We start from the raw sequence: 12,906 nt of genomic DNA, 5'->3' as shown, positions 1-12,906 counted from the left end.
CTCAAACTTATTTCGACATGAAAACGAAAAATCCTTTTGTAATAGAAAAAAAGCTTGGCAAGCGCCAAGCTTTTTCCTTATAATTCTTTACCTTCTACTGGTAATACATTTTTCACTGCTGCAATCACTTTCTCATCTTCCGTATCAGATAAGAAGATTGATATAGCACCTTTATCGTCGCTCGTACGAATTAAACGTCCAATTCCTTGACGAAGACGTAAAATCATATACGGTACATCTACATCCCAGAACGGATCATTTACATGTTTACGTTTCGCTTCAAACACAGGATCGTTTGGAGGGAATGGTAATGACCAAATAATAACGTGTGATAATGATGAACCAGGAATATCTAAACCTTCCCATAAATGCACAGCACAAAGTACAGTCTCTTCTTCATTTTGGAAACGAGAAACGAGCTGACTAATTTCCTGATCCCCTTCATATAAGAACGGAACCGACATTTGCTCTTTACTTACATACTCTTTGAACGCTGCAAGTTCTTGCATTGTACGGAATAATACAAGTGTACGTCCATTTGTTTTCTGGATATTTTCAAGTGTATATTGACACTTTCTTTCCCATTCATTTTCTTTCGTATGCGATAGTAAGTTTACTGCCATTTGCTCTTCATAATCAAACGGTGAGGCAACTGAGAATGATAAATAATCTTTTACCCCTAGACTATTTGCTGTAAATGCGAACGAATCGTTATCCGATAATGTTGCAGATGAGAAAATGTACGGAATTTTCTTCGAGAATACTTTTTCTTGCAATACTTCTTCAACTGCACGCGGCATAATAACTAACGTGAAAGCACCATCACTTTCTTCACCCCACGTAATTACATTTTTCTCGTGCATGAAAAGACGAAGTGAATGCTCTAACACATCTAAATGCTCATCAACGATATTTAAATCGTATGTGTTTACTGTATGCATTTCACTTTCAAATACTAATGCATCACCGACTTCACCGATTTTCGCATAAAGTCTTTTCGCTTCTGCAGTTACCTTTTCTGTCACAGTAATTTCTAAACGATCAGAACCTTCAATTTCCTTTTTATTCTCTTGTAGTACCCCAAAGAATTGTTCAGTTTGCCAAATTGTTTCTTCTACTAAATGTGCGAACTCTTCACGAATATCATTTTGTAATAATCTCGTTAAAAGTTGCTCCATCATCGTTTGTTTTAAACGGTATGTTAAAGCTTTTTGCGCTGCATATTCTACAAGATGCCCTTCATCGAATACAACGCAGCTACTTTCTGGTAATAACGGAATTTGCCCTTCACGTTTACGTGCATCATATGTCCAAATATGATCCATATAGAAATCTTGAGAACAAATAATTAAATCTGCAGCTTTACGATAATGTTCACGCGAAAGTGTTTGACCACAACGATGACGAGAATCACAAGTGAAGCAATCTTGGAAGTAATCCCAGTTTACCTTTGACCATTCCTCGTCATTTAACAGTGGAAATTCTTTTCGATCACCATAGTGAGTAAAGTTCTGCATCGTACCATGATCGAATACGAACTGAGGTAATTCGTAATATACATCTTCGATTACTTCTGGAGCTCGTCCACTCATAACATCTTCAAGTTTACGCAAACATAAATAATTATCCATTGATTTTGCAAGTCTAACATCAACAGATAGCCCTAATGCTTCAGATAACTTAGCAATGTCTCCTTCTTCTTTCACAAGCTGCTCAATTAACGTTTCATCTGCACAAGCGATAATAGCTGGCTTCCCTGTATAACGTGCATAACAAATTGCATATAGAAGATATACAATTGTTTTCCCTGTTCCTACACCTGCTTCTGCAAACATAACTTTCTTCTCTTGGAAAGCGCGCTCTAACTGAAACGCCATAAAAATCTGTTCATCACGCTCTTCAAAGCCTTTTTCCGGAAGAATGTCGTAAAACACATCTCCAATCCACTCATTCAACTTATCATAAAAATTATCTTGTTTTCCTACTTCAAATGGTAACCTATTCTCAGTAAACATCCTTAGCCTCCAACCAAACAGTTTTTCTATAAAAAGATATAGCAACTGCTACTCACATGTGTGCAGCCACTTTCCCCTGTTGCAATACATAGAAATACACGAAAAAAAATTTCCCTTTCGAAAAAGGAAAATTTTTTTCTATATTAATGACTTTAAATACCGTTTATCAATCGCTGTTTCATGTGAAAGAGCTGACAAATATTCTTCCTGCGCTTTTTGTATTTCATATACAATCGCACCTTGAATATCCACTTCTTTTCCGAGCTCATCATACGTACGGTGAATAGCTTTTTGAATCATTGATAATTGGAAACTATCCATACCACTTCCTCCTTTACGCATTACATAATAGCCAGTATATGCGCGCTGGAGGAGTTTTATACTATGAATTACGCGGTGGACGTTTTCCGAAGTATTGATAGTAATCTGTACGGATAAATCCGTTAAACAGTTTACGCTTTTTCGATGCATCTTTTCCGTAACACTTCTCAAATGCTTCATAACTTGTTAATAAATACATTGACCACGTATCTAATGGGCGGAATACCTCTCCCGTTTCTTTATATAATTTTTCAACAAGCGCTCTTTCACTTAAACGTTCTCCGTATGGAGGATTCGTTACAACATAGCCATATTCCTCTTTTGTCGTGAAATCTTTTACTTGCATTTGTTTAAATGATATAAGATCCCCTAATCCAACTTCATCTGCGTTATCCTGGGCAACTCTTATCATACGGTGATCGATATCTGATCCAATGATTTGCAACGGTTGATTATAATTTGCTAAATCTTCAGCTTCTTGACGAGCTTCGCGCCAATTTTGTTTACCAACCCAGCCCCATTCATCCGATGCAAAGCCTCTGTTAAATCCTGGTGCGATATTTTGTCCAATTAATGCAGCTTCAATCGGAATTGTACCAGATCCACAGAAAGGATCAACGAAAGGACGATCCGGCTTCCAGTTTGTTAACTTAATTAAAGACGCAGCTAATGTTTCTTTTAAAGGCGCTTCACCTTGCTCGAGACGGTATCCACGTTTATGAAGACCTACACCACTCGCATCGATTGTTAACGTTGCAATATCCTTGAGCATTGCAATTTCAATACGGAATAACGGACCATCTTCTTCAAACCAAGTTGTGCGTCTATACGTTGTTTTTAATTTTTCAACAACAGCCTTTTTAACAATACGTTGGCAGTCTGAAACGCTAAATAATGTTGATTTCAAAGATTTCCCAATAACAGGGAATTCTCCGTTCTCTGGAATATAATCTCCCCAGTTTAACGCTTTTGTTTTTTCAAATAACTCATCGAATGTTGTTGCTTTAAATTCGCCGACTTTAATTTTCACACGGTCTGCAGTACGTAACCATAAATTCGTACGACAAATCGCTTTTTCATCCGCTTCAAACGTCACCTTTCCGTTTTCCACTTCACATTCATAACCAAGATCGCGAACTTCTCGGGCAACTAACGCTTCAATACCCATTGCCGCTGTTGCAATTAAAGTAACTTTTCCCATTTGCATTCACCTCTTATGTATAATCAAACAATAATTAATAACATGTTGTCCTATTAATTATCACATATTACGAAGAATATTCTCATTTACCATTTTAACTCACAATTTATAACTTCATACAAATAAAAAGCCCTCCTCTAACAAAGGAGAGCTGAGTTATTTCATAGTTGGTTCATAACGTTCTGTAAGCCATGTTCTGTTCCTTTGTACTGCAAACGGCCCACGCCTCGTACTCCGGTGGTAATCATCTATCTACAGGTTATGAAAACCTGTCCTTTCCCATCGTTCATTTCCTTGGAAAAGATTCCCCTACCATTATTTGGGTTTCTCGCTCGTGGGGTTTACCTCGTTCCACTCCTATCATTTCTTCAAGGACTTCGTCACTGTGGCACTTTAAAGGTAGTCAAACCATATCCGAAAGGACTTAGGTTTTTTCCCTGCCGTTAAACCAGCCTCACAGCCAGAATACCCTAGCTTATGACTTGGCTAGGCACGAACACTACAACCATCTCAGGCCGTGCGAGCATGGACTTTCCTCTACAACGTTGGCGTTGCAGCGATTACCCAAACGTTATGACATTCATTAGTATAGTGGAAACAAAAAGATTTTGCAATGTTTTTTTCTATGTAAAATGCTTTAACCTTTTTTACCACCTTACATTATTCGTATAACTTACTTCCAAATACAGCTTTTTCTAAATTAGATAGACGTTTTAAAATATCCGTATTCGTATTGTTATATACTGGTTGTGCAACTGGTGTTTGTACCGGTTGTTGCGGAACTTGTGTTGCCGCTACTTTCTGCTCTTCTAATTCACGTTTCAAACGAGCATTTTGTTGTTTTAATTGATCAAATTCCTTATGAAAAGCTTCATAATCTTTAATAATCATATCAAGAAACTTATCTACTTCTTCTTGTTGATAACCTCTCATACCTGTTTTAAATTCTTTTTCTAAAATATCTTTCGCTGTTAATTTAATTTTATCCGAAATCATTTTCTTCACCTCAAATTTTTGCCAAAGCTTTCATTAACTAAATTTTTTCAGAAACAATGCCTTTTGTCAATCAAATATACGAGTACTATATTACATATTACTCTGCATTATTCCACTGTTCCTCTTCCATTATATCTTGTAAATCAGAAAAAAGAATGAAATAACTGTGATAATTTTCTATTTCTCCTTTTTTCTTAGCTGCTTCTACAATATATTTAGGGCTCCCAGGCTTTTCTTCATCATATACAGCTAAGAGTGCATCGCTTTTTTCAATAAAAAATTGATTTTTTAATTTAAATTGCTCTGGGCTTTCGTACTTCCGTTTCGTAATACTATCAATGTGATCTGCTTGCGAAAGAATAAACTCGTAATATTCACGGTTATCTTCCTTCCAATTTTCTTCTTGTTCTAAAAAAGGAGTAAATACCGCCAATTTTAAATCTGGATATTCTACTTGAATCTCAAAAACAACTTCAGCAGCCCATAACTCGACTCCTAATTGACCACTTATAATTACCCATTCCAAACCTTCTTCTACAAAAACAGTTAATTTGCGATGCAACGCCTTTTTTATACAATCTACTCCTGGATGATCATTTTTAAATATTCCAAGTTCAAATGGCTTATATCCTGTTACAGCAACAACTTTCATATCAACACTCCAATTACAAAAAAAGAACTAGCATTTTGCTAGTTCTAACATATCATTTACTTTTTAAACATTCCACCAACGTTTGGTCCGATATTTGGTCCAAACGGTGACACATTCGGTCCTGGTCCAAATGGGGATACATTCGGTCCTGGTCCAAATGGAGATATTTGATGCCCGTGGTGGTGGTGATGGCCATGACCACATGGTCCACACCCGCCGCCAAATCCACCAACAAATCCTGGATCACCAGGGTCTACAACATTTACGTTCGAGTTTGTTTGTGGGAAGAAGCTTTGATTTTGAATTTGCTGATGATGTACATGTGTTGTATGCGTTGGGAAAACGTGTGGCACCACCGTTGTTGAAAAAGAATGTGTTACGCATTGTTTTGTCGGATGAATGACAGGAGCAGTTGTACAAATAGGTCCTACAGGCTTATGCCCTCCAAAGCAAGGATGACAATGATGCATAGTTTTTTCTCTCCTCTCTCATTTAAAAAAATCTGACTACACTTTACAATATGAGCGAGGGGGTAAAGACGCTTGTTATATACACCCATTTATTTCATGGAAATTTGTCTAGTATCCAATTTCATACGTAATACCTATTATAGACAACCCCCTACTATTATTTACCAAAAAAGCCCCCAACTTGCTTAACAATCCCTGTTACTTGATTCATCGCGTTCATCATTTGTCCAGCTGTGTTCATCATTTTATTTACATCGTAGTTACCATCTGATGATTTAAATTGTGAAACAAAACTAGAAAACTGACTTGGTTGCTGTTGCTGTTGCTTTTGTTTATTCATCGTTGGATATGGTTGTTTTGGTGGATAAAACATAGCTTGTTGATTTACATATTGAGCTGGTGACATGTAGTTTTGTGAATTCATATACGCTTGCTGTGGTTGATTCATATACATTTGCTGCGGCTGACTCATATGCGGTTGTTGCGACTGATCCATGTGCGGTTGCTGTGGTTGATTCGTATACGCTTGTTGCGACTGATTCATATGCGGTTGCTGCGGTTGATTCGTATACGCTTGTTGCTGTTGACTCATATGTGGTTGTTGCGACTGATCCATATGCGGTTGCTGTGGTTGATTCGTATACGCTTGTTGCTGTTGACTCATATGTGGTTGTTGCGACTGATCCATATGCGGTTGCTGTGGTTGATTCGTATACGCTTGTTGCTGTTGACTCATATGTGGTTGTTGCGACTGATCCATATGCGGTTGCTGTGGTTGATTCGTATACATTTGTTGCTGTTGATTCCCAAACGACACTTCAAATGGTTGATAATAATTTTGGTTTCCATAATGAGGCTCGAAAGGATACATATTATATCGTAAATATGTATCCTCATTATATTGGTACATATTTTGCTGTGCATATGGATTTGCTTGCTGATATACATTAGGTTGTTGAAACATGCATTCTCTCCTCCTTCGCATAAGTTTCTACATATAGAATATGTACCTATAAAATAAAATGTGTGATGGAGTACCTGTCTTTTTTTGTCGGAAGTTTAAATTTTTAAAAAAATTAGAAAGTAAACCCTTCCATGCTATGATAATAAGGAAGAAGATTCTCATGGGGGAGGAATCAACATGGTATTAGGGGATTTAAAACAAGCGTTTTCTCAAAAAAAGGGGTATTACACAGAAAATTTGAATGAACTGTTAGACTTTGCAAGACATTGTTATCTTGAAGGAAAAATATGCATATCAGATTACCGAACAATAATACGTGAATTAGAAATAAACGGTGCAACAAAACCTACAACAGTGACAGAGGCATAAAGTGAAACTTTAATCAGTGGGGGTTTTGTTCATCCCCACTGATTATTAGCCTTCACCAATCGGGCTTTTACGGGCAGTTGATCTCCCACCTAACTTCATTGTTTCAGCCGAGTTTTGAGGTGGGAGTCTTACTGCCCGTTAACGCGGGATAAAAAAACAAGAGGGTTTTCCCTCTTGTTACTTACATTGATCTACGATATTTTGCAAAGTATACGAAATAGCTTGATAAGTTTCAAAGAAACGTTTACCTTTTCCCTTATTAACAAAACATTGTAGCACATTAGTTTGTAAATTATCATACACTTGATCAATTTGTTGTACATGTATATACTTAGGTCGTTCTTCCTTTATCCACCTATAAGCTAATTCTTTCCACATCTCTAACTCCCCATCTACAATATCAACAAATGGCTTCATATCCTTATAAAAATCATATTCAGCCATTTCTCTTTTTTTCACATTCGCTTCATCATTATACTGCATTAACTTCTCCGAGGACTGGATTAATGCTTCATATCCCATTTTGTTCCCACCTTATATTATGCACTCACTACGACGTTTTGAAATGTCTTTACCCAGCTCCCTTTTTCTTCGTGATGCACTAATTTATTTTCCATATGCTCTATATGCATTTCTGTTATTTCTATCTTATTGCATATTTTTTCACCTTTATCCTTCAATGCATGATTCATTCTAATCCCAATATTCATTTCCAGCAAATCGAGAGAACTTAACATTTGATCCATTTTTTTCATAACATCTGCCTTCTGAACCATCGCCATATTTAAAACGCCCCCTTCTTTGCCTTTCCTTTGTCATGTAATTTCGCCGATTGATTGGTTACTCCTTCTCACATGACAAAACTAGTTGATATTCGTCAAAGAAATCATTTAGTATGCCATTTTTAGAAATGGTAACAATACAAAAAGGAGGTGTATTACGATGACAAAAAATAAAAACGAAAAAAAGAAAAAGCAAAACAAACAACAAAACAAACCTGAGACTGGTAATCCAAAGCTTGACGGTCCAAATTTCCCCGCTACATAAAGTGAAACTTTATTCAGTGGTGGTTTTGTTCATCCCCAACTGATTATTAGCCTTCACCAATCGGGCGTTTACGGGCAGCAGGGCTTCCATCTAACTTCTTTGCTCCAGCCGAATTTTGAGGTGGGAGTTTTACCGCCCACAAATAGCAGGATAAAATGACCCTTTCACCAAAGTGGCTTTTACAAACAACTATTTTCTAGTCTAACCTTACCTCTTCGCTTTCGATAAGTGTTGAAGTTAAAGTCGTACTGCCGGCAAATAGCGAAGTAAAAAGTAATTTGTTGAAGAACATATTACTTTTAATCAAGAAGCCCCGCCTTCATGTAGGAAGGCGGGACTTTTTGATTATATCATGAACTCATCTATTCTTTTAACAAAACTACTTAATATAGAAAGAGTATGTATTTGCTCCCTCTTCTTTCTATACCATTCTGTGATATTAATTTCCCCCTTAGGTTTTTCAAGTAAAAATAATGAATCTATTTCCACCCCTTCACTAAACCAATCTTTTTCCATTAATTTTTCATGAGTGACAATAGAATACACATCCCGAAGAGCCGGCGTACATAATTTTCTAATTCCGCTTATATTACATTCATAATCCATCCTTGATCCTGTATGTCTAGTTTGCACTGCGAATTTATAAAAAGAAGCCTTATACTTTGAATGAAATAATAACCAAGCTAATTGCTTCCCAAGTTCTATACGTTTTTGCAACGTTTCAAATTGATAAACTGAAAATCCATACATTCCCCCTTCCACCATTGGAAAAATAACTGCACTAACGTGAAATATTTCTTGAAATTTGAATAGTGCCGTATCAAATACATGTTTTTGAAAGTATGCATTCTCGATTACTGGTTTTTGAATTTTATTTTGTTCATTAATAATAAGCGCCGTCATAAGCCTATTTATATCTTTTTTTTCCCAAAACGCGACCCATTCTTTTTCCATAAAAATTGATATGTTGAAAAATTGCAACAAATGAAAGAGCGGCGCACATCTCTTTTTACTTTCCTCATACAGTAATAGTTGTGGAAATGCATCTAAAAAAATGAGCCAATTGGCTTTCTCATACAAAAGAAATAATCGTCTCTTAACTGTTTGAGATAAAAGATTAGAATAATATTCTCCTTCTAAATCAGTCATGTTCCATCCCCCATTCCTTGAAACCATACTTGCTAAAAAAGACCATCTAATTTCTCTATTTCTCAAATAATATTCTTGGTAAGATTGTGTACGTGAAATATTATCTACGTTAGCTACATCCGTTCTCTCCTTAATATGAAGAACTATAGCTTTTTCCTCTTCTGTACAAAAAATATCATTACGATTCTGTTTAATTTTTTCGTAATCATTCCATCGAAACATGAGTAAGTCACCATACCTTTCTTGAAAAAGGTCACATCTTTTTTCATTTTTTGATATAATCACCTTTGTAAGTAATTCTTATCAAGTTGGGAGTGGACAAAATATGACCATTCGTTACCCAAATGGAAAAAGGTACGATCAAGCTTCACAACCTCATAAAACACCAATAAAAAAACATACTTACAGTAATAGAGGTATGTCCCTTGAAGAGGAATTGAATGACACCAATCAATATTACTTAACCCATAATATTGCATGCGTACATAAAAAACCTACACCTCTTCAAATTGTAAAAGTAGATTACCCCGCTCGAAGTGCTGCAGTGGTAAAAGAAGCGTATTTCAAACAACCTTCTACAACAGATTACAACGGTGTATACAAAGGGAAATACATCGATTTTGAAGCAAAAGAAACTAAAAATAAAACCAGTTTTCCACTTCAAAACTTCCACCTTCATCAAATTGAACATATGAAGCAAGTAGTAGCTCATAATGGAATTGCATTTGTTATTATTAAATTTACACTTTTTGATGAATTTTATTTATTAGATGCAAAACATATTATTGCATTTTGGAATCGTCAAAATACTGGTGGACGTAAATCGATTACAAAACAAGAAATAGAAGAGCATGGGTCTTTATTATCATGCGGTTATCACCCTCGCATTGATTATATCCGCGTACTAGACACGGTTTATTTTTCGTGATAGAGTCATCACTAAGGCTCTTTTTTCGACTTTTGGGGGAGAGAATGAAAGGTAGGAGAAAGTATAATGTCAGATAATTATCGTTCTCGTACAGAACGAAATCATGTAAAAAATCAAACGAAAGAAACTCATAAAGAAGAAAAGCCAAAGAAAAAAGGTTCCTTTTTCAAGAAATTCCTTATAGGTTGTCTACTTCTTGGTATCGTCGGCCTCGTAGCTGGCGTTTCGGCTTTCTTTGTTATGGTAAAGGACGCTCCAAAACTAGACAAATCAAAACTAGTCAATCCTTTATCAACAAAATTCCTTGATAAGAACGGGAATTTCTTCTATGAATACGGTGCTGAAAAACGAACCCATGTTACATACGATCAAATTCCAAAAGTAATTGAAAGTGCATTCCTTGCGACTGAGGATGCTCGTTTCTACGATCATAATGGAATTGATTTTAGACGTACTGGAATGGCAGTCATGGAAAATGTCACTGGTGGTTTTGGATCACAAGGTGGTAGTACGATTACACAGCAAGTAGTTAAAAACTATTTTCTAACGATGGACAAAACTGCAAAAAGAAAAGTGCAGGAATGGTACTTATCTTATAAGTTAGAGCAACAGTACTCAAAACATGAAATTTTAGAAATGTACTTAAATAAGATTAACTTAGGTAATCGCTCTTATGGTATTTCCACAGCTGCCAAAAAATATTACGGCAAAGATTTAAAAGACATACAACTACACGAAGCTGCAATGCTCGCTGGTTTACCCCAAGGTCCTAACATTTATGATCCAACAAAACCAGATAACGTTGATAGAGCAACGAAACGTCGTAATATCGTATTAACATTAATGAACCGACACGGGTATATAACGAAACAAGAAATGAATGATGCGATGCAAATCCCTGTAATACAAGGACTTCTTCCATCTTCAGAAGTGACTGAAATGAAGTATCAAGCATTTATAGATGCTGCCGTAAAGGAAGTTGAAAAAGAATACCCTGATGTAAATATCGGTTCAGATGGTTTAACGATTCATACAACACTTGATCAAGATGCTCAAGATTACGCTGAGAAAATTATGGATGGCAATCTCATTAAGTATCCAAACGATCAGTTCCAAGGATCATTTGTATTTATGGATACACAGTCTGGAGAAGTTCGAGCAATTGGTGCTGGGCGTAAAGAAAGTAAGTCTACTTTCAAAGGTCATAATATGGCAGTTGATTTAAAACGCCAAGTTGGTTCAACAATGAAACCCATTTTCGACTATGGTCCAGCAATTGAAAACCTTCAATGGTCTACGTATCATCAATTAAATGACTCTGAATATACTTACTCTGATGGCACAAAGATTAAAAATGCTACAGGTAATTTTAAAGGTGACGTTTCACTTCGTGAAGCATTGAAGAAGTCATTAAACATCCCGGCTTTAAAAACAGCTCAAGCAGTTGGTGTTCCTAAGGCACAAGAGTTTGCTGAAGGTTTAGGCATGACGTTTAAAGATGGGATAGCATATGAATCTACTGCAATCGGTAGTAATGAAGGCTCTCCGTTAGATGTCGCTGGAGCTTATGCAGCGTTTGGTAATGACGGTGTTTATAATAAACCTCACTTCGTAAAAGAAGTCATCTTCCCAGACGGGAAAAAGAAAAGCTTTAAACCGAAAGAACAACGTGCAATGCACGACCATACAGCTTACATGGTTACTGATGTTCTTCGTGACGTAGTAAAACCTGGTTCTGGCGGTACAGGGCCAACAGCATATGTTTCTGGATTCGACGTTGCTGGTAAAACAGGAACACAAAACTTTGATGCAAAAGATATAAAAAAATATGGCATCCCAGCTGATGCGAACAGAGATAGCTGGTTCGCTGGATATACACCACAATATACGATGGCTGTGTGGACTGGTTACGAAAAGAATGGTCCAGAAAATTACATTAGTGATCGTTATACTAAAATTGCACAACAAATGTTCCAAGTAATGATGAGCAAATTCGCTACAGATAAATCTCGTTTCGAACGTCCTTCTTCTGTTCAAGAAATAAACGGAGAATTGTACGTAAAAGGTGCGAAAAAAGATGCAGTTAAACAAATTAAAGTAGATCCACCTAGTGGCCTTAATGTCGCTTTCGATGGCACTAGCACAGTGACACTGAACTGGTCTGGACCATCATCAGATGTTGATGCATACGCAGCGAGCTATAAAGCTACTGACGGTTCTAGTGGTAGCTTATCAGTAAGTGGTACGACAGCTACTCTTGGTGGTATTAAACCAGGTGTTACTTACAGCTTCTCTGTAGTAGCGAAAAAGGGTACTGGAACAAGCCCTGCAGTTGGTGCATCCTTCACTGCCCCTGGCGGAACTCCAGATGCGAAAAAAGCTGACGAAGAAGCTAAGAAAAAAGCTGACGAAGAAGCCCTGAAAAAGACCAATGAAGATAAACTAAAACAAGAAGAAGCTAAGAAAAAAGCTGATGAAGATCAGCGTAAACAGCAAGAACAGCAACAACAAGAACAACAACGTAAACAACAAGAACAACAGCAGCAACAAGAACAACAACGTAAACAGCAAGAAGAAGCTCAAAAGAAAGCCGCTGACGAAGAGGCTAAGAAGAAAGCTGACGAAGAAGCTAAGAGAAAAGCCGACGAAGAAGCTAAGAGAAAAGCTGACGAAGAAGCTAGAAAAAAAGCTGAAGAGCAGCAACAGCAACAAAATACCGGAGGAGATACACCTCACGCGGACGGAAATGTTGTTACAACAGAGTCTTAATAAACAAAAAAGAAGTCGGTTTCTC

At 36.8% G+C, this 12,906-nt stretch carries 14 protein-coding genes and 1 other RNA gene; 4 read left to right on the top strand and 11 right to left on the bottom strand.

The window, feature by feature from the left end:
- Window positions 1-77: 77 nt before the first annotated feature.
- The 8 genes from KPL75_RS21940 to KPL75_RS21905 all read right to left on the bottom strand — a co-directional run bounded on the left by KPL75_RS21940 (window position 78) and on the right by KPL75_RS21905 (window position 6,619).
- Entirely contained in the window at window positions 78-2,015 is a 1,938-nt protein-coding gene (locus KPL75_RS21940; RefSeq protein WP_002149277.1) for an ATP-dependent DNA helicase, read from the bottom strand.
- Window positions 2,016-2,153: 138 nt separating this feature from the next.
- Window positions 2,154-2,336: a DUF3921 family protein gene (locus KPL75_RS21935; RefSeq protein WP_219917772.1), complete on the bottom strand. Its 183-nt coding sequence runs from the start codon at window positions 2,334-2,336 to the stop codon at window positions 2,154-2,156.
- A 61-nt stretch (window positions 2,337-2,397) separates the two neighbouring features.
- Window positions 2,398-3,537: a THUMP domain-containing class I SAM-dependent RNA methyltransferase gene (locus tag KPL75_RS21930; RefSeq protein ID WP_002149278.1), complete on the bottom strand. Its 1,140-nt coding sequence runs from the start codon at window positions 3,535-3,537 to the stop codon at window positions 2,398-2,400.
- A gap of 180 nt (window positions 3,538-3,717) precedes the next feature.
- An RNA gene (gene rnpB, locus KPL75_RS21925) (RNase P RNA component class B) lies at window positions 3,718-4,109 on the bottom strand.
- An 88-nt stretch (window positions 4,110-4,197) separates the two neighbouring features.
- Window positions 4,198-4,533 carry a cell division regulator GpsB gene (gene gpsB / locus KPL75_RS21920; protein WP_000622426.1) on the bottom strand — a complete coding sequence of 112 codons (336 nt, stop codon included), beginning with the start codon at window positions 4,531-4,533 and terminating at the stop codon, window positions 4,198-4,200.
- A 97-nt stretch (window positions 4,534-4,630) separates the two neighbouring features.
- On the bottom strand, window positions 4,631-5,185 hold the full coding sequence (locus KPL75_RS21915; RefSeq protein ID WP_219917771.1) for an SLOG family protein: 555 nt from the start codon (window positions 5,183-5,185) through the stop codon (window positions 4,631-4,633).
- A gap of 56 nt (window positions 5,186-5,241) precedes the next feature.
- The gene (locus KPL75_RS21910; protein ID WP_219917770.1) at window positions 5,242-5,655 is read right to left on the bottom strand and encodes a CotD family spore coat protein; all 414 of its coding nucleotides are present in this window, start codon (window positions 5,653-5,655) and stop codon (window positions 5,242-5,244) included.
- 157 nt (window positions 5,656-5,812) lie between these two features.
- Window positions 5,813-6,619, bottom strand: a complete 807-nt coding sequence (locus tag KPL75_RS21905) for a YppG family protein (protein ID WP_219917769.1) — start codon at window positions 6,617-6,619, stop codon at window positions 5,813-5,815.
- Between the two features lie 177 nt (window positions 6,620-6,796).
- Between KPL75_RS21905 and KPL75_RS21900 the strand changes: the two genes are divergently transcribed.
- Window positions 6,797-6,988 (top strand): YppF family protein, encoded by a 192-nt coding sequence (locus tag KPL75_RS21900; RefSeq protein WP_219917768.1) that lies wholly within the window; start codon window positions 6,797-6,799, stop codon window positions 6,986-6,988.
- Between the two features lie 177 nt (window positions 6,989-7,165).
- Here the strand turns inward: KPL75_RS21900 and KPL75_RS21895 are convergent, their stop codons facing one another.
- A complete protein-coding gene (locus KPL75_RS21895) occupies window positions 7,166-7,510 on the bottom strand; it encodes a YppE family protein (protein WP_219917767.1) in 345 nt (114 codons plus the stop codon).
- A gap of 17 nt (window positions 7,511-7,527) precedes the next feature.
- Window positions 7,528-7,770, bottom strand: a complete 243-nt coding sequence (locus KPL75_RS21890) for a hypothetical protein (RefSeq protein WP_219917766.1) — start codon at window positions 7,768-7,770, stop codon at window positions 7,528-7,530.
- A 118-nt stretch (window positions 7,771-7,888) separates the two neighbouring features.
- Here KPL75_RS21890 and KPL75_RS27725 point away from each other — a divergent pair, with 118 nt between their 5' ends.
- A complete protein-coding gene (locus tag KPL75_RS27725) occupies window positions 7,889-8,035 on the top strand; it encodes a phage portal protein (RefSeq protein ID WP_307838389.1) in 147 nt (48 codons plus the stop codon).
- Window positions 8,036-8,380: 345 nt separating this feature from the next.
- Here the strand turns inward: KPL75_RS27725 and KPL75_RS21885 are convergent, their stop codons facing one another.
- On the bottom strand, window positions 8,381-9,406 hold the full coding sequence (locus tag KPL75_RS21885; protein WP_219917765.1) for a DUF2515 domain-containing protein: 1,026 nt from the start codon (window positions 9,404-9,406) through the stop codon (window positions 8,381-8,383).
- A 103-nt stretch (window positions 9,407-9,509) separates the two neighbouring features.
- Here KPL75_RS21885 and recU point away from each other — a divergent pair, with 103 nt between their 5' ends.
- A complete protein-coding gene (gene recU / locus KPL75_RS21880; RefSeq protein WP_002030800.1) occupies window positions 9,510-10,112 on the top strand; it encodes a Holliday junction resolvase RecU in 603 nt (200 codons plus the stop codon).
- 66 nt (window positions 10,113-10,178) lie between these two features.
- Complete coding sequence (locus KPL75_RS21875) at window positions 10,179-12,881, top strand: PBP1A family penicillin-binding protein (protein WP_219917764.1); 2,703 nt, start codon at window positions 10,179-10,181, stop codon at window positions 12,879-12,881.
- Window positions 12,882-12,906: the final 25 nt, after the last annotated feature.

Source organism: Bacillus sp. NP247 (genome assembly GCF_018966865.1).
Classification (GTDB): Bacteria; Bacillota; Bacilli; order Bacillales; family Bacillaceae_G; genus Bacillus_A.
Note: the sequence above shows the minus strand (reverse complement) of the source record. Positions and strands in the feature narration are given on the sequence as shown.